Below are 21,503 nucleotides of genomic sequence, written 5' to 3' on the forward strand. Positions count from 1 at the left end.
GTTTCTCTCAGGCCTTGGTACGGGTTGCGACGTAGCCGAGCTTTTTCAGCGCAAGCAGCAGGGCGTCCGCCAGCGATGCCTTGGTGACGATGCCCTGCAGGTCGATGCCCAGGTGGACGATGGTCTGCGCGATCTGCGGCCGGATGCCGCTGATGATGCAGTCGGCGCCCATGAGGCGGATCGCCGTCACGGTCTTCAGCAGGTGTTGCGCGACGAGGGTGTCGACGGTCGGCACGCCGGTGATGTCGATGATGGCGATCTCGGAGCCGGTCTCGACGATGCGTTGCAGCAGGGACTCCATGACGAGCTGCGTGCGGTTGCTGTCCAGCGTGCCGATCATGGGCACGGCCAGCACGCCTTCCCACAGCTTGACGACGGGCGTGGACAGTTCGAGCAGTTCTTCCTGCTGGCGCCGGATGATGTTTTCACGCGTGGCCTGGTAGGTCGTGGCCGTCCACTGCGCCATGTGGTCGATCAGGCTGGAGACGGTCCAGATCGTGTCGAACAACTGCTTCGGGTCCTTGGCCAGGCGCTCCTGCAACGCGCTGAACAAGGGCTTCTTCAGCGCGAGCACGAAGTGGCTGGTGTCGCCCGCGTTGGCGCCCTGCGCGGCGCGGGACCGGGACAGTGCCTCCAGCGCCGCGCGCAGCGAATTCCAGCCGGCGTGGTCCAGGCGGGCCGGATCGGCGTCGGCCCGGAGCCCCGAGCGCAGTCCGTCCATCAGGCTTTGCGCCTCGCCGGCGGCGTCGGCCGCGTTGGCACCCATCGGCGACGAGGCGGCCACGTCGGCCAGCCATTGGCGGGTGATGTCCCCGTGCAAATCGTTGAGGAGCGCATCGATCGCGGCGTTGTCTGGAGTCATCGGGTTCTTCTGTGAAGTTGTTGGAGTGCGCAAACAGTCACCCTCCTCGGGCGATGCTTTTAAAGTGTGACAGATAGTCAACTGAACGCCTATGCCAAGCGCCTGAAGCGACCTGCGAGGGGCAGTTGTCCGCCCTGGCAGCGGCGTGTTGTCCCACAAATGCGTGCCTGCGCCGCGACATTTCGGGGCGTTCGGGACGACGCGCCCTGCCGCCAAGGCGACGCGCGCCTGCACGCCACGCGAAGGGGCGAATTTCTCCTACATGCGCAGGATGTGACCGCGTGCAACATCCCGCCGGGGCGAGGCGTGTGCTGAATTTGTTTGCATTGCTCCATCGACTGGAAGATCGAACATGAATGCACCCGACACGCTCCAATTGGCCGCGCCGCAGGAGGAATACGAGCTGTTGCTGGACGCGCTGGCGAGGTTGCGCATCGGGGACGCGAAGGTGCGGCTGCCGATGCACTGGACCGGCATCAACGGTCGCATCGCGGAGGTGTTCAACGACGTGGTCCACCAGAACGCCTCGCTCGCCGCCGAACTGGTGCGCCTGCGCAAGGTGGTGGGCAAGGAAGGCAAGCTCAAGCAGCGCGCCATGCTGACCGAGACCCGTGGCTTCTGGGGTGATTCGATCGAATGCGTGAATGCGCTGATCGACGACCTGGTGCATCCGACCACCGAGGTGGCGCGTGTCATCGGCGCGGTGGCGCAAGGCGACCTGTCCAAGAGCATGGCGCTGGAAGTCGAAGGCCGCGAACTCGAAGGCGAGTTCCTGCGCACGGCCAAGACGATCAACAAGATGGTGGAACAGCTTGGCGACTTCTCCGCTGAAGTCACGCGCGTGGCGCGCGAGGTGGGCACCGAGGGCAAGCTGGGCGGGCAGGCCAAGGTGAAGGGCGTGGCCGGGACGTGGAAAGACCTGACCGACTCGGTGAATTCCATGGCCGGCAACCTGACGGACCAGGTCCGCAACATCGCGGACGTGACGACTGCCGTTGCGAAAGGCGACCTCTCCAAGAAGATCGACGTAGACGTGAAGGGCGAGTTCCTCACGTTGAAGAACACGATCAACACGATGGTGGACCAGCTGCGGTCCTTCGCGTCGGAGGTGACGCGGGTGGCGCGCGAGGTGGGCACGGAAGGGTCGCTGGGCGGGCAGGCGCGGGTGGAAGGCGTGTCGGGGACCTGGAAGGACTTGACCGACTCGGTGAACTCGATGGCCGGCAATCTGACGAGTCAGGTGCGCAACATCGCGGACGTGACGAAGGCGGTGGCGGCGGGGGACTTGTCCAAGAAGATCACGGTGGACGTGAAGGGCGAGATCCTGGAATTGAAGAACACCGTGAACACGATGGTGGACCAGTTGCGTTCTTTCGCGGCCGAAGTGACGCGGGTGGCGCGCGAGGTGGGTACGGAAGGCAAGCTCGGCGGGCAGGCGGACGTGCAGGGCGTGGCCGGTACCTGGAAGGACCTGACCGAGTCGGTGAACTTCATGGCCGGCAACCTCACTTCGCAGGTGCGCAACATTGCAGAAGTGACGACCGCCGTGGCCGCTGGCGACCTCTCCAAGAAGATCACGGTGGACGTGAAGGGCGAGATCTCCGAACTCAAGAACACGATCAACACGATGGTGGACCAGCTGCGGTCCTTCGCGGCGGAAGTGACGCGGGTGGCGCGCGAAGTGGGCAGCGAAGGCAAGCTGGGCGGGCAGGCCGATGTGCAAGGCGTGGCCGGCACGTGGAAGGACCTGACCGACTCGGTGAACTCGATGGCGTCGAACCTCACGTCCCAGGTGCGCAACATCGCGGACGTGACGAAGGCCGTGGCGGCGGGCGACCTGTCCAAGAAGATCACGGTGGATGTGAAGGGCGAAATCCTGGAGCTGAAGGCGACGGTCAACACGATGGTGGACCAGCTCTCGTCCTTTGCCGCAGAAGTGACGCGGGTGGCGCGGGAGGTAGGCACGGAAGGGCGACTTGGCGGGCAGGCGGAAGTGGAGGGCGTGTCCGGGACGTGGAAGGACTTGACCGATTCCGTGAACTCGATGGCCGGCAATTTGACGAGTCAGGTGCGCAACATCGCGGACGTGACCAAGGCCGTGGCGGCGGGCGACTTGTCCAAGAAGATCACCGTGGCGGTGAAGGGCGAAATCCTGGAACTCAAGGCCACGATCAACACGATGGTGGACCAGTTGCGTTCCTTTGCGGCCGAAGTGACGCGGGTGGCGCGCGAGGTGGGCACGGAAGGGCGGCTGGGCGGGCAGGCCGACGTGCAGGGCGTGGCCGGTACGTGGAAGGACTTGACCGAGTCGGTGAACTTCATGGCCGGCAACCTGACTTCGCAGGTGCGCAACATCGCGGAAGTGACGACGGCCGTGGCCGCGGGCGACTTGACGAAAAAGATCACCGTGGAGGTGAAAGGCGAAATCTCCGAGCTGAAGAACACGATCAACACGATGGTCGATCAGCTCTCCTCCTTTGCAGCCGAAGTGACGCGCGTGGCGCGCGAGGTGGGCAGCGAAGGCAAGCTGGGTGGCCAGGCCGACGTGCAGGGCGTGGCCGGCACATGGAAGGACTTGACCGAGTCGGTGAACTCGATGGCATCGAACCTCACCTCGCAAGTGCGCAACATCGCCGACGTGACGAAGGCCGTGGCCGCAGGTGACCTGTCCAAGAAGGTGACCGTCGACGTGAAGGGCGAAATCCTGGAACTGAAGGCGACGGTGAACACGATGGTGGACCAGTTGCGGTCCTTCGCCGCGGAAGTGACGCGCGTGGCCCGTGAAGTGGGCACCGAGGGCATCCTGGGCGGGCAGGCCGATGTGCAGGGCGTGGCCGGCACATGGAAGGACTTGACCGAGTCGGTGAACTTCATGGCCGGCAATCTCACCTCGCAGGTGCGGAACATCGCGGAAGTGACGACGGCCGTGGCTGCGGGTGACTTGTCCAAGAAGATCACGGTGGACGTGAAGGGCGAGATCTCCGAGTTGAAGAACACCGTCAACACGATGGTGGACCAGCTCCGATCCTTCGCCGCCGAAGTGACGCGCGTGGCCCTCGAAGTGGGCACCGAAGGCATCCTGGGCGGCCAGGCCGATGTGCAGGGGGTGGCCGGCACGTGGAAGGACCTGACCGACTCGGTGAACCTGATGGCGTCGAACCTCACCTCGCAGGTGCGCAACATCGCCGACGTGACGAAGGCCGTGGCCGCAGGCGACCTCTCCAAGCAGATCACCGTGGACGTGAAGGGCGAGATCCTGGAACTCAAGGCCACGATCAACACGATGGTGGACCAGCTCTCCTCCTTCGCCGCCGAGGTGACGCGCGTGGCCCGCGAGGTGGGTACGGAAGGGAGGCTCGGCGGACAGGCGCAGGTGCGCGACGTCTCGGGCACCTGGAAGGACCTGACCGAGAACGTGAACTTCATGGCCGGCAACCTCACGGGCCAGGTGCGCGGCATCGCCAAGGTGGTGACCGCCGTGGCCACCGGTGACCTCAAGCAGAAGCTCACCGTGGAAGCCAAGGGCGAGATCGCCGCCCTTGCGGAAACCATCAACAGCATGACCGACACGCTCGCCACCTTCGCCGACCAGGTGACCACCGTAGCGCGCGAGGTGGGCGTGGAAGGCAAGCTCGGCGGCCAGGCCAAGGTACCCGGCGCGGCCGGCACATGGAAGGGCCTCACCGAGAACGTGAACCAACTCGCCGCCAACCTCACGACCCAGGTCCGCGCCATCGCCGAAGTGGCCACCGCCGTGACGCAGGGCGACTTGACGCGCTCGATCACGGTGAAGGCGCAAGGCGAGGTGGCCGCGTTGAAGGACACCATCAACGAGATGATCCGCAACCTCAAGGACACGACGCAGAAGAACACCGAGCAGGACTGGCTCAAGACCAACCTGGCCAAGTTCAGCCGCATGTTGCAGGGCCAGAAGGATTTGCTGACAGTGGGTCAGTTGATCCTGTCCGAACTGGCGCCTGTGGTCGGCGCGCAGCAGGCCGAGTTCTATGTGCTTGGCAGCACCGGCAACACGACAAAGCTCAAGCTGGTCGCGAGCTACGCCTCCGGCGGGCAGAACGCGCACGGCAAGGAACTGGAACTCGGTCAGGGCCTCGTCGGCCAATGCGCCGTCGACAAGGCCAAGATCCTGCTGACCAACGTGCCGAGCACCGCCTTCCGCGTCGCCACGGGCCTCAGCGAAAGCGCGGCGATGGACGTGATCGTGCTGCCCATCATCTTCGAGGGCGAAGTGCGCGGCGTGATGGAGCTGGCCTCGCTGGAGCGCTTCAACCCCTCGCACCAGGCCTTCCTCGATCAGCTGACCGAATCGATCGGCATCGTGATCAACACCATCTCGGCCAACATGCGGACGGAGCACTTGTTGACCCAGTCGCAATCGCTGGCTGAAGAGCTGCAGAACCGCCAGCAGGAACTCCAGCAGACCAACGAGGAGTTGCAGGAAAAGGCCCGCCTGCTCGTCCACCAGAACCAGGAAGTCGAGCGCAAGAACCAGGAGGTCGAGCAGGCCCGCCAGGCACTGGAAGAAAAGGCCGAGCAACTCGCGCTCACCTCCAAGTACAAGTCCGAGTTCCTCGCCAATATGTCGCACGAGCTGCGCACGCCGCTCAACAGCTTGTTGATCCTCTCGGACCAGTTGCACAAGAACAGCGGCGGCAACCTCACGACCAAGCAGGTCGAGTTCGCCAAGACCATTCACCTGTCGGGCAACGACCTGCTGATGCTCATCAACGACATCCTGGACCTGTCGAAGATCGAGTCCGGCACGGTGGCGGTGGAGGTCAGCGAGTTGCGTCTCGACGACCTGCAACGCTCGGTGGAACGCAGTTTCCGACACGTGGCCGAGGCCAAGCACGTCGGCTTCGACATCCGCGCAACGGGCATGCTGCCCGAGACCATCGTCACCGACGTCAAGCGCCTGCAGCAGATCGTCAAGAACCTGCTGTCGAACGCCTTCAAGTTCACGCACCAGGGCTCGGTGGCGTTGTCCATCGCGACCGCGGACAACGGCTGGTCGCGCGACAACGAGGAGCTGAACCGGGCCAGCAGCGTGATCGCCTTCTCGGTGTCCGACACGGGCATCGGCATCTCGGCGGACAAGCAGCAGATCGTGTTCGAGGCCTTCCAGCAAGCGGACGGCTCGACCTCGCGCAAGTACGGTGGCACGGGCCTGGGCCTGGCCATCAGCCGCGAACTCGCGCGCCTGCTGGGCGGCGAGATCCGGCTGTTCAGCGAGCCGACCAAGGGCAGCACCTTCACGCTGTACCTGCCGCAAAGCTACAGCCCGTCGCGCAGCCTGCGTCCGGGCCGGACGGCGGCAAGCGACCCCGCGCTGGCGCAGCGCAGCTTGGCGGACGAGTCGCTGCAACGTGCACTGAAGCCGTCGCTGTCGACGTCAGTGGTCGAGCTCGCGGACGTGCATGTTGTCGAGGACCTCTCCACGATCAACATCGCCGACGACGACCGCGAGAGCATCCTGCCCGGCGAGTTGGTGCTGCTCATCGTGGAGAACGACCTGCCGTTCTCGAAGATGCTGCTGCAGGCGGCCCGTCGCTGCGGCTTCAAGGGCCTGGTGAGCCCGACCGGCGCGGGTTCGCTGGCCCTGATCCGCGACTACCGGCCCGCGCTCATCACGCTCGACATCCACCTGCCGGACATGCAGGGCCTGCGCATCCTGGAGCGCCTGAAGGCCGACCTGGGCACGCGCCACATCCCGATCTGTGTGGTCTCCACCGACGACTCGCGCGAACGCGCGCTCAACTCCGGCGCCATCGGCTTCCTGGCCAAGCCGCTGCAATCGATCGACGAGGTGGACGTGGCGCTGCGGCATCTGCATGCCTTCGTGCAGTCGAGCGCGAAGAAGCTGCTCGTCGTGATGCAGCCTTCGGAGGTGCGTGAGAAGTACCTTGCGGCGCTGGGCAGTGGCGACCTGCGGCCGGTGGTGGTCGAGGCGGCCGATGCCCTGCGGGACGAACTGGCCAGGGGCGATGTCGATTGCCTCGTGACCGATGGCCTGCTGAGAGGTTTCGGCCGCAATGACCTGGCCGAATACATCGATGCGCGCACGGCGGCGCGCCAGTTGCCGGTGCTGCTGCATCGCGCATCCGAAGGCGGCTCGGCATCGCAATGGGAATATGGCCAGCACGGTTCCACCTTGCGCACGGCCGATACGCTGGAAAGCCTGATCGACGCCACCGCCTTCCTGCTGCACCGCGGCGTGGCCTCGATGACGCAGCAGGAGCGCATCGCGGTGGAAGCCGCCAACGATGCCTCGCGCATCCTGTCGGGCAAGAAGGCCCTGATCGTCGACGACGACGTGCGCAACATCTTCGCGCTGGCGACGGTGCTGGAAGAGCAGGGCATGGAAGTCGTCTCGGCCGAGAACGGGCGCGACGCCATCCAGCTGGTGCAGGACGACCCCGACATCGACGTGGTGCTGATGGACATCATGATGCCGGAGATGGACGGCATGCAGACCATGCGCGAGCTGCGCAAGCTGCCGAGCGGCAAGCACCTGCCGCTGATCGCGGTGACGGCCAAGGCGATGAAGGGCGACCGCGAGAAATGCATCGAGGCCGGCGCCTGGGACTACCTGTCGAAGCCGGTTGAAACGGCGCACCTGCTGGTCGTGCTGCGAGGCTGGCTGTGCAAGTAGCCCGTATGAACGAAGCACCGATCGAAGACAGCGCGGCAGAGTCGGGCGCGGAGGAGAAGGCGAACATCCTGATCGTCGACGATCTTCCCGAGAAGCTGCTGGTGTTCCAGACCGTGCTCGAGGAGATGGGGCAGAACCTGGTGCCGGTGCAGTCCGGCGCCGCGGCGCTGCGCGAGATCCTCAAGCGCGAGTTCGCGGTGATCCTGCTCGACGTCAACATGCCGGACATCGACGGCTTCGAGACCGCGGCGCTGATCCGCAAGCACCGGCGTTCCGCGCACACGCCCATCATCTTCATTACCTCCTATGCGGACGAGGTGCAGACGGCCAAGGGCTATTCGCTCGGTGCGGTCGACTACATCCTGTCGCCGGTGGTGCCGGAGATCCTGCGCAGCAAGGTCGGCGTGTTCGTCTCGCTCTACCTCATGACGCGCCAGATCCGCCGCCAGGCCGACAGCAAGGCCGCCGTGCTCGCGGCCGATGCGGCGCGTCGTATCGCGGAAGAGAACGACCGGTGCTCCGCCTTCCTGGCGCGGGCCAGCCGCATGCTCAGCGGCTCGCTGCAGGCCGAGGTGGCGATGAACCAGTGCGCGGAGCTGCTGATCCCCGAGCTGGCTGCGTTCGCGGTGGTGCAACTGACCGACCCGGACTTCGGCCAGTCGGAGGCGTTGGTGGCGTCGGCGACGCAGGTCGATGTGGCCTTGCCGTCCCCTCTGGGGGCGGGCTCGGAACGTCGTGTGTACACCTCGCGACTGCCCGAGACCGACCTTGATCCGCTGCTGCGCGACACGCTGGCCGATGCGATCGCCTCGCGCGAGCGCCGCGTGGTGCGCGCCGTCGTGCGCGCGCCCGGCGATGGCTCGCCAGCACTGGCGTCGATGCATGCACGCCGCCTGTCGACGCTGGATTCCTTCATCGCCGTGCCGCTGCTGGTGGGCGAGCGTGTGCTGGGTGCGATCCTGGTCGCGCCGGATACCGAGAGCCCCTGGAAGGCGCACCTCACCATGCTGCTGGAGGAGATCGCCGCGCGCGCAGCCAGCGCCTTCGAGAACGTCAGGCTCTACGGCGTGCTGCAACGCGAGGTGCGCGAGCGCATGGCGGCGCAGGAGGAGTTGCAGGATTCCAACCGCCGCAAGGACGAGTTCCTCGCGATGATGTCGCACGAGCTGCGCAACCCGCTGGCGCCGATCCAGATGGCGGTGGAGGTGGTGCGCCGCTCGGCCGCGCCGCATCCGAAGGTGGACTGGGCCATCGACATTGCCAACCGGCAGCTTCGGCAGATGACGCGGCTGATCGAGGAGCTGCTCGACGTCACGCGCATCAGCCAAGGCAAGATCGTGCTGAAGCGCGAGCGGCTGGACCTGAACGCGGTGATCTCGCAAGGCGTGGAGACGGTGCACGGCCTCATCGAAAGCCGCAAGCAGGCGCTGGTGGTCGACCTGCCGCCGCACCCGGTCTGGCTGCAAGGCGACGTCGCGCGGCTGACGCAGGTGGTGGCCAACCTGCTGCACAACGCGTCGAAGTACAGCCCGGAGGAAACCGCCATCTCGCTGCACTCGCGCATCGATGGCGACGACGTGGTGGTGTCGGTGGTCGACCATGGCATGGGCATCGACCCCGAACTGCTGCCTCGCATCTTCGACCTGTTCGCGCAGGGCAAGCGCGGGCTGGACCGCTCGCAGGGCGGACTGGGCGTGGGGCTCACGCTTGCGCGGCGGCTGGCGCAATTGCATGGCGGGGATATCGAGGTCTTCAGCGCGGGCTTCGACCAGGGGGCTGAATTCAAGGTGCGGCTGCCGGATGTGATGTGCGATGAAGCGCCCGAGGCCTTGGCTGCGGTGGCTACCGCGGTTGAGCGTGGGAACGCGGAGCGCATCCTGGTGGTGGACGACAACCACGATGCGGCCGTTGCCATCGCGGCGGTGCTGGAACTGGATGGCCACGAGGTCCGCGTGGCGCGCGATGGGCGGGAGGCGTTGGCCGAACTGGATGCTTTCAAGCCGCACGTCGCCATCCTCGACATCGGCCTGCCGGTGCTCGATGGCTACGAGGTGGCGCGTCGCATCCGCCTGCTGCCGGAGGGCCCGGGGATGCTGCTCATAGCGTTGACCGGTTACGGCCAGCGCAGCGACCGGCAAGCCGCGGTCGACGCGGGCTTCGACCGGCACTTCGTCAAGCCCGCGGATACGACCTTGATGCTGGCGTGCATCGATGAGTGGCGGGCGCGCGTGAGGGTGTGAGTACCCGGTGTCTGTCCTGATCCCTACTGCGCCGTCAGCTGGGTGTTCATCCATTGCCCCCGGCTGGTGAGCCAGGTCTTCAGGTAGGCGACTTCCCCCGCATAGGAGCCGGTGACGACCGCGTTGGGCCACACATAGCTGCCGAGGATCGGCCACTTCGTGAAGTTGCGCTGCTGCGGCGCCTCCAGCGTTTGCGCCGTGCTGTCGATGAATGTCTGGATCTCGGGCAGGCGCGCCGACAGGTACTTCCAGCGCACGTTGAGGTGGCGCACGAATTGCTCGTCCTGCATCAGGCGGACGATGTAGGGACTCTGGAAGTAGTCCTCCCAGCCCGTGGTCGCCGCGCTGCCGTCGTAGTTGATGTTGCCGGCGCTGAGGTCGTGGTCCCACACCGGGCCGAAGTGAAGCTTGCCGTCGCGTGGGCGCCAGGTGAAGGTGCTGCTCCCGAACGCATCGTGGTTGCGGATGTATTGCTTGAGCAGGTAGTAGTCGACGAGGGTATCGGTCTCGAGGTACTTGCCATAGCCGGACTCCGGGTCCTTGAAGCCCGGGGACCACATCGCGGTCTCGAGGCTGGCAATGAAGTTCCTGATGTTGGGCATCTGCTCCGCCACCACGTCGGATTTGACGGTGTAGGGCACTCTGCGCGCGCTGTAGAACCAGAAGTCTTCGTCCAGCCGTGCATCGATCTCGAGCAGGAACGCCATGCCCGGATCGTCGATCGTCGTGGTGGCCTTGCCGATGTTGACGCGTGCGTCCTCGGCCTCGATCTGGTCGGTGAGCTGGTAGACGCCGAGGTACTCGTTGTTGAGCGTCAGCTCGACGTAGCGTTCTGGCGGCGTGTAGTCGAAGCCCAGCATCTGGCTGAGGCAGGTTGCGACGCTGTTGCGCATCAGCGTCTTGTCGGAGAAGTTGGCCAGCAGCACCCAGTCCTTGTCTGCAGGCATGCCGAGCATCGATGCCTTGGTGTCCAGCTTCAGACGGTAGGGCTTCTTCGGCATGTCCCAGGTGCTGTTGCCGCGGCCCCGGATGCCGGTGGTCATCGCCGTGCCGCCCGCAAGCTGCACGGTCCCGGCGACATACGTTTCCTTGTCGAGGATGGGTGCGGCGCCGGAGGTGTTGATGGTCATGGCCGTGACGGTGCCGGCGTCGCAAGTCGAAGGGCTGATGCTGGCCATCGTCTGGACTGCCACGGTGCGCGGTGAGACCGTGCGCAGCAGCTGGCCGCCCTGGGGATCGATGTAGTCCGTCAGGACCTGCTCCACGACCTGTGCAGCGCGCATCGCGGCGGGCTGGGGTGCGAGCGCATCGACCGTTCGCGTCGTCAGGCTCGCGACGGCTTTCATGTACGCCGGCTGGATGGCCAGGTTGATCTGCTTCGCAGCAGCGTTGGCGGGGTCGTGGATGTCCACTGTTGGCGACATGCGCATCCAGCCGGCCGGCGTGGCTGCGTGTGCGGCTTCCAGCGTCGTGAGTGCGCTGACGGCGGTACCGGTGCGCGCACGTGCCGCCAGTGCGTAAGCGGCCTGCGCAGGCGCGCCAACCGCAGGAAACATGGCGATGAGATTCAGCGTCTCGGTCTTGATGCCGCTGTCGAAGGCGAGTGAAAAACCGCCCGTGGCATCGGCCTGGGCGGTCGGCTCGCTCGCACCGCAAACGAAGTCGCCATCCTGGTCCAGACAGACCTTGAGGGCAGCGCCCTGCGCCGTCGCCAGCGCGCTGCTGTCGATTTGCCCGGTGATGGTCTGAGGCTGCGGCGCAGGCGGCGGAGGTGGTTGTGGGGAGGCGGCAGGCGGCGCAGCAGGTGGCGGCGCTGGCATTGCTGCCGGCGGCGCAGGCGGCGCAGGCGGCGCAGGCGGCGCAGGTGGTTGTGGGGAGGCAGTAGGCGGCGGAGCTGGCATTGCTGCCGGCGGCGCGGGTGCGGGTGTATTGTCGCCCGGCGGAACCGCAGGGACTGGCGGCGAAGGCGCTGCCGGAGGGCTGGCCGCGCTGGAGGTATCGGTTGACGCCGTGGCCGTGGAAGCGGGCGGTGCGGCTGCGTCCCCCTGCGCGACGGGCGGCGCGAATGCGACGCCACCGGACGAGCCTCCACCCCCTCCGCATGCCGCAAGCGAGCAGCAGAGCATCAGCGCCCAGTAACGTTCGTCGAGTTGTGCCATGAATTGCCCGGGAAATGTGAGCAACCAGTATGAAAAGCCGCGATTCGTAACGTTGTCAGAGAACTGCCCGTGATAGACGTCGTCGAGTGCCTGCCCGGGTGGGTCCGGCTCATGCCGGCAGCGGCGCGCTATGCCGCGGCCTTCATCATCTCCATCACGCGCGCGGCCAGCGCCGGCTCGCGCAACGCACTGCGTGGTTTCAGCAAGTGCTGTACCTCGGACATCAGCTTGTGCACCGCCGGATCGGTGGCGCCAAGCCGTGTCAGTGCGGCGCTGTACTGCAGGATGTTCATCAGGTCCGCGGGGCGTTCGCCCACGGTTTGCGGATACATCAGGTCCGGCATGGCCGACATGGCCCACGGCGTCTCGATGATCGCGTCCGCGGCCGGCAGGAAGCGTGCGGCGAGGCCGTCGAGCGGATCGCCGCCGCCCGCGGTCAACAACTCGCGCAACACGCAGGCCTCGCGCGCCACCACGGACATGCCTTGACCGTAGAGCGGGTTGAAGCGGCAGATCGCATCGCCGATGGGCAGCAGGCCGCGCGGAAAGTGGTCGAGCCGGGAGAAGTGTCGCCAGGCGCTGCCGGGGAATGCCATGCGGACCGGCTCGCCTTCGGGGCGCGCATCTCGCAAGGCGTCATGCATCGTCGGCGTGCGCAGCGTCTTCGTGAACGCCAGGAAGCCGTCCATGTCGCCCGGCGGCTTCTCCTCGCCGCGGCCACCGAGCGAGACCAGCCAGCGATCGCCCTCGATGCAAAACATGAATCCGCCACGGCTGCTCTTCGGCGCCTGTGGAATGTGCATGAGGATCTTCCAGTCGGTCGGCGCGTTCGCGGGCCTGGTGAACATCGCGCTCGTGTAGCCGATGTCCAGGCCGATCAGGGTTTCCGGTGGCGCAGGTTGGCCCGTGCGCTCGAGCAACGCAAGGCAGGGGGTGCCGCGACCCGATGCGTCGACCACCAGGGCCGCGTCGAGCATTGCGTGGGTACCGCCGGGCGCTTCGCAACGCACGCCGGTCACGGTCCCGCCGTCGTCGGACGCCAGGATCTCCAGCACGCGTGTGTCCTGGCGCAACAGGACACCGTGCAACGCCTGCAGGCAGCTGCGCAGGGTCCATTCGAGCAGGGCGCGTGTCATCGACAGGCCGCTGAATCCGAGGTCGCGCCGCGGATAGGGATCGAACCCGGGCCGCTCGATGTGGCCATCCAGCCCCACGGTGTAGTGAACCGCGCCACCACTCGAAAGCCGCTCGCCGAAGCCGGGCAGCAACTGCTCCATTGCGCGCAAGCCGCCGGTGAGCAGCGCATGCCCATGCCGCCCTTGCGGTATGCCGGCACGGTTGTGGGGGCCATCGGGAAGGCGGTCCCGATCCAGCACCACGACTTCATCGAAGTGCGCGGCGAGCGCGGCAGCCGCGCACAACCCGCCGACGCCCGCGCCGATCACCACCGCGCGATGCATGCGCGCACCGGATTCCGAAGCATTGCCCATGGGCGACTCCAGTCTCGATACCGCTCGTCGAAAGTTGGCGAGCGAAGGCTCCTGGCCAGTCGTCTCTTTTACGCGCTCAAGACCGGCGAAGCGTCCACCATCGGATGTAGGTGGGGAGGGCGGGCTTCAAGCCCCTGCGTCGAACTGATCCCGGTTCCGCCCCTTGAACGGCGCATAGAAGGCCCGGATCCGCGCGATGTCGGCTTCGACATCCTCGCCCGGGTCGACCAGCGGCCCGAGTCCACAGCGGCGGCCGCCCCAGTCCAGGTACGACAGCTGGATCGGCAGTCCGGCCCCGCGCGCGATGTGGTGAAAGCCGGACTTCCATTGCGTGGTGTGCTTGCGCGTGCCTTCGGGGGACACCACCAACTGCAGCCCGCCGGGGGCCGATGTCAATGCAAGGATCGATGCCGCGACAAGGTTGTTGGCACGGTCGCGGTGCACGGGAATGCCGCCCAGCCAGCGCATCAGCCAGCCGAAAGGTGCGGGGAACAGGGAGGCCTTGCCCAGCCAGCGGATGTTCATGCCCAGCCCGAAGGCGGCCATGAGCGTGAAAGGGAAATCCCAGTTGCTGGTGTGCGGCGCCGCGATGACGACGCATCGTGCCGCGCGTGGCGACAACTCGCCCTCCAGCCGCCATCCCAGCAGGCGCAACATGCCCCGTGACGAAGCGCGAAGCAAGGGCTCCAGCAAGGGTGTGTTGAATATGGTGTGTGCCACGGGACGCGAGCATATAGCAAGCGCCTACACTCATTTGATGCCGGAACCTCTGGAACCGAAGATCGACCGCCCGGCGCCGGCCGCCGTGACATCGACGCCTGCCGCTTCGACCGATGCTGCGTCCCGCCGCATGCTCGCGCTGCTGGGCGCAGCCGTGACGGCAGGCTTCGAGGCCGGCGCCATCGGCTACGTGCTGCCGGCCATGCAATCTGCCACGGGCGCGTCGGCGCAGCTGGCGTCCTTGCTTCTGTCGGTCTTTGTCGCGGCGACGCTGTTGGCGGTGCCGCTGGCGGCGATGGCCGCGCGACGCAGGGGCGCCACGCAACTGTTGCGTGCCTGCCTGTTGCTGGCCGTGGTGTCGGGCGGCCTGGCCACCGTGCTGCCCAGTCCCGACGGCGTGTTGTTCGCGCGTGCGCTGCAGGGCTTGGCGCTCGGCCCCTTGCTGCCGCTGGTGGCGGCGGTCATCGTGGTCCACTGGCCGGCGGCACAGCAGGGCCGGTTGCTGGGCCAGACATCGATGGCCTACGGCCTGAGCTACGTCGCGGCCACCATCGGCACGCCATGGCTGCTGGAATTGGGGTGGCGCAGCGCGTTCGGGCTGGGCGCCTGCCTGGCCTTGTTGTCGCTGGCGTGGCCCTTGCCGGCCGCATCGTCACCCCACGACGCGCGGCCCGCAGCGCCCTGGTGGCTGGCCTTCAGCCGGCCGATGCATGCGACCGCGCTGCTGGCGCTGGGCACCGGTGCGGGGCAGGCGGTGCTGGTGTGGATGCCTTCCGTGGCGGCCATCCGGCTGGGCCTGGACATGAAGTCCACGGCGCCGCTGATGGTGCCGCTGCTGCTGGGCGGCCTGTGCGCCACGGCCTTCGTGATCCGTTCGCTGGACCGAATGGGTGCGCGGTCCATGGTGCTGATCGGCATGGCCACTGCGCTCGCGGGCGTGCTGATGGTCGTGGCCGCACCGCCCGACGCGGCCTTCTTCATGGTCGGCGGCGCGGCGCTGGGCTTCGGCATCGGCCTGCTGTCGGGCGGGCCGTTGCGCTATGCCGCCGCGCGTGCGTTGCCGCCGGATGCGCAGGCCCTGGCCCAGGGAGCCGTGGCCTGGTTGACCGACGTCGGGCTGCTGGTCGGCAGCCTCGCGATGGGCTATGTGGCCGGGCGAGGCGGCGATGCGCTTTCGGGGCTCGAAGCGGCGGTGGGCCTTGCCGGTGGACTGATGCTGCTGTGTGCCCCGGCCGTGCTGCGCTTGCCCCGGCAAGCCGGCGCGCTTGGCTGAAAAGGCTTAGGAACCTTGGCAGTCATGGATCCCGTCCAGCCCGAAGACGCCGCCGCCATGGCCCTGCTGGGCCGCTGCCCCATCTTCCGGCGTTGCGGCCCTGCCGACCTGGCGGCACTTGCCGGCAGCACGCGCTGGGTCGACTACGCCGACGGCGCCGACCTGGTGCGTGAGGGCGACATGCCGCAGGACCTGCTCATCCTCGAACGTGGCCAGGCGCAGGTGCTCAAGCGCGGCGCCAAGGGCGACGAGCACGTGATCAACCGGGTCGGGCCAGGCGACTCGATCGGAGAGATGGCCTTGTTCGACATCGTGCCGCGCTCGGCCACCGTGCGCGCTGAGGGGCCGGTCCGCACCCTGGCCCTGCCGCTGCCAGACATCGTCCACCTGGCCGAATCGCGACCCTCGCTGGTGCCCGTGTTGATCGACATTGGCGCGCTGGTGGCCGAACGACTGCGCCTGGCCAACGTCAACAACGCGGCTGCTGCCGATCGCATGCTGGCGGAAGAACAGATGCGCGCGGTGATGGGGCGCTTCACGCTGCTGCTGATGCTGGCCTACACCGTCTACACCTGGGTGCTGGGCACGGCCATCGAGGTCAAGGAGACCTTCGGCCGCAGCGAGTTCGTCACGGTGCCCGCGATCGTTGTCTGCTGCGCGATCCTCTATGCCTTCGTGCGTGTGTCGAAGTACCCGGCGCGCTTCTTCGGATTGAAGACCGAGCATGCCGGCCGCCACGTGCGCGAGGCGTTGCTGTTCACGCTGCCGTTGATGGCCGGCACGGTGTTGCTCAAGCTGGCGCTGATCGCATGGGTGCCGGGCATGGAAGGCATGCCGGTGTTCAAGATGTTCCCGCCGTCGCCCGGCGTGTTTCCCGGCGAATTCAACCCTTGGCTGGCCGCGGCCTACGTATTCTTCGCGCCGTTCCAGGAGCTGATCTATCGCGGCGGCGTGCAGGGTCCGCTGACGCACTTCCTGACCGGGCGCTGGCGCACATGGCTGGCCATCGTCGGCGCCAACATCATCTTCTCGGCGGCGCACCTGTATGTGTCACCGGGACTGGCCGGCATTGCCTTCATGGCGGGGCTGTTCTGGGGGTGGCTGTATGCGCGGCAGGGCGGGCTTGTCGGTGTGTCGGTGTCGCACGTGGTGCTGGGGCTCTGGGCCTTCGAGGTGGTGGGGCTCGGCGTGCTTCAGTAGCGCCGTCGCGTTGCTACGATCCCGGGCGGCGCAGGCATCGCGCCGGAAAAATCAAATCAATATTCAGGAGACCCGACACCATGTCCAAGCCGACAGACTTCACCGCCATCCTCGCCAAATGGGAAGCAGAGCGACCCGATACCGTCGCCATCACCTTCGGCGCATCGAACTGGACATGGGCTGAACTGGCCACGCGCGTGCGGCGCAATGCGGCCGCCCAACGCGCCGCGGGCCTCGTGCCCGGCGACCGCATCGCCGTGCTGGACCTCAACCATCCGGCCTGCCTGGAACTGACGCTGGCCTGCGCGCAGGTCGGCACGGCCAACGCGGTGGTCAACTTCCGCCTGGCGCCGCCCGAGATCGCCTATGTGATCAACGACGCGCGTGCGCGCATCCTCTTCGTCGGGCCAGAGTTCGCGGGCGCCGTCGCTCAGTTGCGCGACAAGCTGCCCACCGTCGAGCGCGTGATCCGCATCGGCGGCCCCGACGATGAATACGAGGCTTGGTTGGCCGCGCAAGAGCCTGATGCCTCCGTCCATCCGTCCAAGCCTGAGGACTGCTTCGTGCAGCTCTACACCTCCGGCACCACCGGCTTCCCGAAGGGCGCCATGCTTACGCACCGCGGCATGGTCGCGCATGCGCACAACGTGGCGGTGGACCAGTCGATCGGCTTCGACTCGATCGTGCAGGTCGCGATGCCGTTGTTCCATGTCGGCGGCACCAGCTATTCGCTCGCGGTCATCGGCCAGGGCGCGCGCATCCACATGGTGCGCATGCCGGACCCCGCGGCGGTGCTGGAGATGCTGGAGCGCGAGAGGATCACCCACACCTTCCTGGTGCCCGCGTTGCTGGCGATGATGGTCAAGGTGCCCGGCGCGGGGGATCGCGACTACTCGGCCCTGAAGACACTTTCCTACGGCGCATCGCCGATGCCGCTGCCTGTGATGCGCGCGACCCATGAGATCTTCCCCGGCGTGATGCAGCAGGTCTACGGCATGACCGAGCAATGCGGGGTGGTGACCGTGCTGGGCGCGGCGGACCATGCGGACCCGGCGGTGGCGCACCGGCTGGTGTCGGCGGGCAAGCCGATCCACGGCGTCGAGATCAAGGTCTGCGACCCGGTGGATGGCACGCCCGTGGCGGCCGGCGAGCCCGGCGAAATCTGGGTGCGCAGCGAGCAGATCATGGGCGGCTACTGGGGCAAGCCGGAGGCCACCGCCGCGGCGATCACGGAGGACGGCTGGCTGCGCTCCGGCGACGGCGGCCACTTCGATGCGGACGGGTACCTCTACGTCACCGACCGCATCAAGGACATGATCATCAGCGGCGGCGAGAACATCTATCCGGCCGAGATCGAGCGGGTGATGGTGGAGCACCCGTTGATCGAGGACGTGGCCGTGATCGGCGTGCCGGACGAGAAGTGGGGCGAGGTGCCGAAGGCGGTCATCGTGGCGAGGTCGGGCGCCGAGATCGACACCGCGCAGATGATGGCGTGGTGCCGCGAGCGGCTGGCCTCCTTCAAGTGCCCGAAGTCCTTCGATGTCATCGACGCGTTGCCGCGCAATCCGACCGGCAAGGTGTTGAAGAAGGATCTGCGCAAGCCGTATTGGGAAGGGCGCACGCGCCAGGTCGCGTAGGGCGGCGCTGGACACCCGCACCGCGCAGCGCACATCCTCTTCACCGACACACCTGCCAGCGGGCTGCCCTAACGATCACGCTCTTGCCCGACTTGCCCGACTTGCCCGACTTGCCCGGCTTGCCCGACTTGCCCGACTTGCCCGACTTGCCCGACTTGCCCGACTTGCCCGACTTGCGCGACTTGCGCGGCTTCTCGGCCAGCACCCGGGCAATCGTGTCTGGCGCGCCTCCACCCGTCGGATAGGGCGTGACCAGCCGGACGGTGCGCGTCGGGCACTTGGCGGCGTCCTGGGCCTGGGCTGCAGAGCCCAGGCGGCCCAGTCAGGGCCGAGAGGGCGAAAAAAGGCGTGCGGCGTTGAAGGAGTTTCAGGCTCCATGCTGCTTTTCCAAAGGTTGAGCGCGGTCAACTGCTTTTTCTAGGTTCAGAAGTCCATCAAGAATGATCATTGATCGCGCATTTTTCGAAACGACCACAGCCGACGGCTTGCGCGCAACGCGCAGCCTGAAGTCGAAGCGGTCCGTCAGCCGCACGTTGAGCGTGTCGCGCAAGCGCATGGCGCAACGCTTGCCTGTCGACGAATGGCTGTTTCCCAACATCAACACCGGCTGGGTGCTGAAGTTCAACGGAGCAGGCGAGGTTATGGAGACACTGCGGGATCTGGGGGCGGAGAGAATCAACAGATGATCACCTCGATGCGCGAACACAAGGGCCACCTTTACCCGGGCGGCATCTCCAACAAGCGCATCGGCGTGTACGAGCTGCCCGATGCCGACATCTCGAAGTACCAACGCCCCTGGAGGGCCGCCTGATGCGCGGCGCACTGGGCCGCTTTGTGGACCGGGTGTCGGGCCGTGGTAGCGCGGCCCCCGCGGTGCCGGTGATGGACGGCGCGCTCGAGCCCAACCGGGTGTTGGACAACGCGCAGGTGGTGGCGGAACTGGAGGGCATCGACGATCTGGCGACCGATGGGTTCTCGCTGTATGCGACGGCCGGGCCGGTGCTCTACAGGCTGGAGGGCGATCGCCTGGTCGAGCAGCTTCGCGTGGATGCGGACATCACCGCGCTGGCGGTGCATGAGAACGGCGCGGTAGCGCTGGCGCTGGAGGGCAAGCGCATGAGCGTGATGTCGCAGGGCCGCAAGGGATGGGTCGAACGGGCCGGTCTTGACGAGGTCGCGGGTGTGCCGCTGTGCGGCGTCAATGCGCTGTGCTTCGACGAAAGCGGCGACAACATCCTGCTCAGCGATGGCTCGGCGCAGCATGCACCGGCCGACTGGTGCCGGGATCTCATGGAGAAGGGCCGCAGCGGGCGGGTGGTGCGATGGGGCAGCGGCGGGCAGGCTGAACTGCTGGCCAGCCGCCTGCACCACGCCTTTGGTGTGCTTGCGTTGAATGGCGAGGTCATCTTCAGCGAAAGCTGGCGGCATCGCGTGGTGCGCACGGGGAGCGCGAAAGGCGCGAAGCCCACACCGATGCTGTCGGACCTGCCGGGCTATCCCTCGCGCATGGCGCCAGCCAAGGCGGGCGGCTTCTGGCTCACCTGCTTCGTCTGCCGCACGCAACTGGTCGAGTTCATCCTGCGCGAGGACGCGTTTCGAAAGCGCATGCTGCAGGGGGTCAAGCCGAGCTTGTGGATCGCGCCGGCGCTGCGTTCGGGCGCCAACTTCCTGGAGCCGCTGCAGAGCGGGGACGTCGTGCTCAAACGCTGGGCGCCGCCGCGTTCCTACGGGCTGGTGTTGCACGTCGACGCGACGGGCCGCACGATTCGCTCACTGCACAGCCAGGTCGATGGCCAGCATCACGGCATCACGGCGGTGGCCGAGTTCAGGGGCGCGCTGTATGCCGCATCGAAGGGCAGCGGACGCTTGCTGCGGGTGCCGTTCGAAGCCATGGAGGGCGCGGCATGACGGATATGCGCACCGCGGTGTCACAGGCATTCCGTCGGCAAGCATTGCGTTCAACAACGTGCTCGAACTGCGCGGCGCCACCGGGAAATACACCGGCGTCCTGAAGGCGCCGCTCGAAGCACGCCAAAAGGGCATCGCGATGGTGTTCCAGGAGACCCGCCTGGTGCCGTGCCGACGATGACCGTCGCTCAGAACCTCGACCTCGGCCAGGAGGCCTTCTTCAACAGGGGCGTATTCGGCGGCCGTGCGGATATCTGTCCCTGCCCGGTGCGCCGAAACAGCATTTGCCGCGCTCCCCTCAGAAGGGGACGCGGCCAGCGCCCCGCGCCATGGATACTGGCATGAGGTTCGGTTGAAGTGAGAAGGTCTCATGAAATTCCTCGACGAGCATGCAGTGCGCCGGCTCCTGCAGATGGACGCGTTGATCCCCGCCATGGAAGATGCCCTGCGTGCACTGTCCTCCGGTGGGGCCGTGCAGCCGCTGCGCAACGTGCTGTCCGTCCCCGGGCAAGGCGGCTTCTTCTTCACGATGCCGGCGAGCGTCTCGGGTCAGCTGGGCGCCAAGCTGGTGACCTTCTATCCGGACAACAAGGGCGTGCACACGCACCACGCGCTGATCCTGCTGTTCCGGCAGGAGACCGGCGAGCCGATGGCCGTGATGGACGGGCGGCTCATCACGGAAATGCGCACTGCCGCCGTGTCAGCGGTGGCCACGCGGCTGCTGGCCCGCAAGGACGCGCGCTCGCTGGCGATCCTGGGTGCGGGCGTGCAGGCGAAAAGCCATCTGGAGGCGCTGCGCCTGATCCGCCCCTTCGAGGAGGTGAGTGTGTGGAGTCCCAACCATGGCGAGGCCTTCGCGCGCGAGCATGGCGTGCGCGCGGCCAGTTCGGCGGAGGATGCGGTGCTCGGCGCAGATGTGATCGTCGTCGCGACGACCTCACGCACGCCGGTGCTGAAGGGCCGGTGGCTGAAGCCGGGCGTCCACATCAACACGGTCGGCGCGCCGCGGCCCGACTGGCGCGAACTGGACGATGAAGCGCTGGGCCGCTGCCGCCTCTACGTCGAGGCACGCGAGGCCGCGTCGCGTGAGTCGGGCGATGTGATCGCGGCCGGCCACATCTTCGCGGAGCTGGGCGAGGTCATCGAGGGAAGCCGCCCAGGACGCCAGCACCCCGACGACATCACGCTCTTCAAGTCGGTTGGCGTGGCGGTGGAAGACATCGCGAGCGCCGGGCTGGTGTACCGGGCGCTGATGAACGCTGCGCAGCCGCAATAGGCGGTGCCGGCAACAGGCTCTCGCCCGGCCCCGGCGTTGCGCCGCATGACCCGGCCGGACCCTGT

At 67.0% G+C, this 21,503-nt stretch carries 15 protein-coding genes; 10 read left to right on the top strand and 5 right to left on the bottom strand.

Features of this window, described 5'->3' with window-relative positions:
- Positions 1-7 precede the first annotated feature (7 nt).
- The gene (locus tag WKW82_RS32345; RefSeq protein ID WP_340346980.1) at positions 8-862 is read right to left on the bottom strand and encodes an STAS domain-containing protein; all 855 of its coding nucleotides are present in this window, start codon (positions 860-862) and stop codon (positions 8-10) included.
- Positions 863-1,214: 352 nt separating this feature from the next.
- On the opposite strand from WKW82_RS32345, the gene WKW82_RS32350 reads away from it, so the two are divergent.
- Both WKW82_RS32350 and WKW82_RS32355 read left to right on the top strand, forming a co-directional pair.
- Positions 1,215-7,535: a HAMP domain-containing protein gene (locus WKW82_RS32350; RefSeq protein ID WP_340346981.1), complete on the top strand. Its 6,321-nt coding sequence runs from the start codon at positions 1,215-1,217 to the stop codon at positions 7,533-7,535.
- Between the two features lie 5 nt (positions 7,536-7,540).
- Positions 7,541-9,775 (top strand): response regulator, encoded by a 2,235-nt coding sequence (locus WKW82_RS32355; RefSeq protein ID WP_340346982.1) that lies wholly within the window; start codon positions 7,541-7,543, stop codon positions 9,773-9,775.
- A gap of 23 nt (positions 9,776-9,798) precedes the next feature.
- Here the strand turns inward: WKW82_RS32355 and WKW82_RS32360 are convergent, their stop codons facing one another.
- The 3 genes from WKW82_RS32360 to WKW82_RS32370 form a co-directional block, all read right to left on the bottom strand.
- Positions 9,799-11,595, bottom strand: a complete 1,797-nt coding sequence (locus WKW82_RS32360) for a CotH kinase family protein (RefSeq protein ID WP_340346984.1) — start codon at positions 11,593-11,595, stop codon at positions 9,799-9,801.
- 467 nt (positions 11,596-12,062) lie between these two features.
- Positions 12,063-13,424, bottom strand: coding sequence for an FAD-dependent oxidoreductase (locus WKW82_RS32365; protein ID WP_340346985.1), 1,362 nt, complete (start codon positions 13,422-13,424; stop codon positions 12,063-12,065).
- 126 nt (positions 13,425-13,550) lie between these two features.
- Positions 13,551-14,144 carry a lysophospholipid acyltransferase family protein gene (locus WKW82_RS32370; protein ID WP_340346987.1) on the bottom strand — a complete coding sequence of 198 codons (594 nt, stop codon included), beginning with the start codon at positions 14,142-14,144 and terminating at the stop codon, positions 13,551-13,553.
- Between the two features lie 37 nt (positions 14,145-14,181).
- On the opposite strand from WKW82_RS32370, the gene WKW82_RS32375 reads away from it, so the two are divergent.
- From WKW82_RS32375 to WKW82_RS32385, 3 genes are all read left to right on the top strand, one after another.
- Positions 14,182-15,417: an MFS transporter gene (locus WKW82_RS32375; RefSeq protein WP_340346989.1), complete on the top strand. Its 1,236-nt coding sequence runs from the start codon at positions 14,182-14,184 to the stop codon at positions 15,415-15,417.
- Positions 15,418-15,441: 24 nt separating this feature from the next.
- Positions 15,442-16,617, top strand: a complete 1,176-nt coding sequence (locus WKW82_RS32380; protein WP_340346990.1) for a cyclic nucleotide-binding domain-containing protein — start codon at positions 15,442-15,444, stop codon at positions 16,615-16,617.
- Between the two features lie 80 nt (positions 16,618-16,697).
- Complete coding sequence (locus WKW82_RS32385; protein ID WP_340346991.1) at positions 16,698-18,254, top strand: long-chain-fatty-acid--CoA ligase; 1,557 nt, start codon at positions 16,698-16,700, stop codon at positions 18,252-18,254.
- Between the two features lie 40 nt (positions 18,255-18,294).
- Here WKW82_RS32385 and WKW82_RS32390 read toward each other — a convergent pair whose 3' ends face one another.
- Entirely contained in the window at positions 18,295-18,459 is a 165-nt protein-coding gene (locus WKW82_RS32390; protein WP_340346992.1) for a hypothetical protein, read from the bottom strand.
- A gap of 235 nt (positions 18,460-18,694) precedes the next feature.
- Here WKW82_RS32390 and WKW82_RS32395 point away from each other — a divergent pair, with 235 nt between their 5' ends.
- The 5 genes from WKW82_RS32395 to WKW82_RS32415 all read left to right on the top strand — a co-directional run bounded on the left by WKW82_RS32395 (position 18,695) and on the right by WKW82_RS32415 (position 21,438).
- A complete protein-coding gene (locus tag WKW82_RS32395) occupies positions 18,695-18,940 on the top strand; it encodes a hypothetical protein (protein WP_340346994.1) in 246 nt (81 codons plus the stop codon).
- Positions 18,937-19,065: a hypothetical protein gene (locus tag WKW82_RS32400; RefSeq protein WP_340346996.1), complete on the top strand. Its 129-nt coding sequence runs from the start codon at positions 18,937-18,939 to the stop codon at positions 19,063-19,065. The genes WKW82_RS32395 and WKW82_RS32400 overlap by 4 nt, the downstream gene beginning before the upstream one ends.
- Positions 19,065-20,162, top strand: coding sequence for a strictosidine synthase (locus WKW82_RS32405; protein WP_340346997.1), 1,098 nt, complete (start codon positions 19,065-19,067; stop codon positions 20,160-20,162). Before WKW82_RS32400 ends, WKW82_RS32405 begins: the two co-directional genes overlap by 1 nt.
- 58 nt (positions 20,163-20,220) lie before the next feature.
- Positions 20,221-20,343, top strand: a complete 123-nt coding sequence (locus WKW82_RS32410; RefSeq protein ID WP_340346998.1) for a hypothetical protein — start codon at positions 20,221-20,223, stop codon at positions 20,341-20,343.
- 189 nt (positions 20,344-20,532) lie between these two features.
- Positions 20,533-21,438, top strand: coding sequence for an ornithine cyclodeaminase family protein (locus WKW82_RS32415; RefSeq protein WP_340346999.1), 906 nt, complete (start codon positions 20,533-20,535; stop codon positions 21,436-21,438).
- The last annotated feature ends 65 nt before the right edge of the window (positions 21,439-21,503 follow it).

It is taken from the genome of Variovorax rhizosphaerae, assembly GCF_037889975.1.
GTDB classification, from domain to species: Bacteria; Pseudomonadota; Gammaproteobacteria; order Burkholderiales; family Burkholderiaceae_C; genus Variovorax; species Variovorax rhizosphaerae.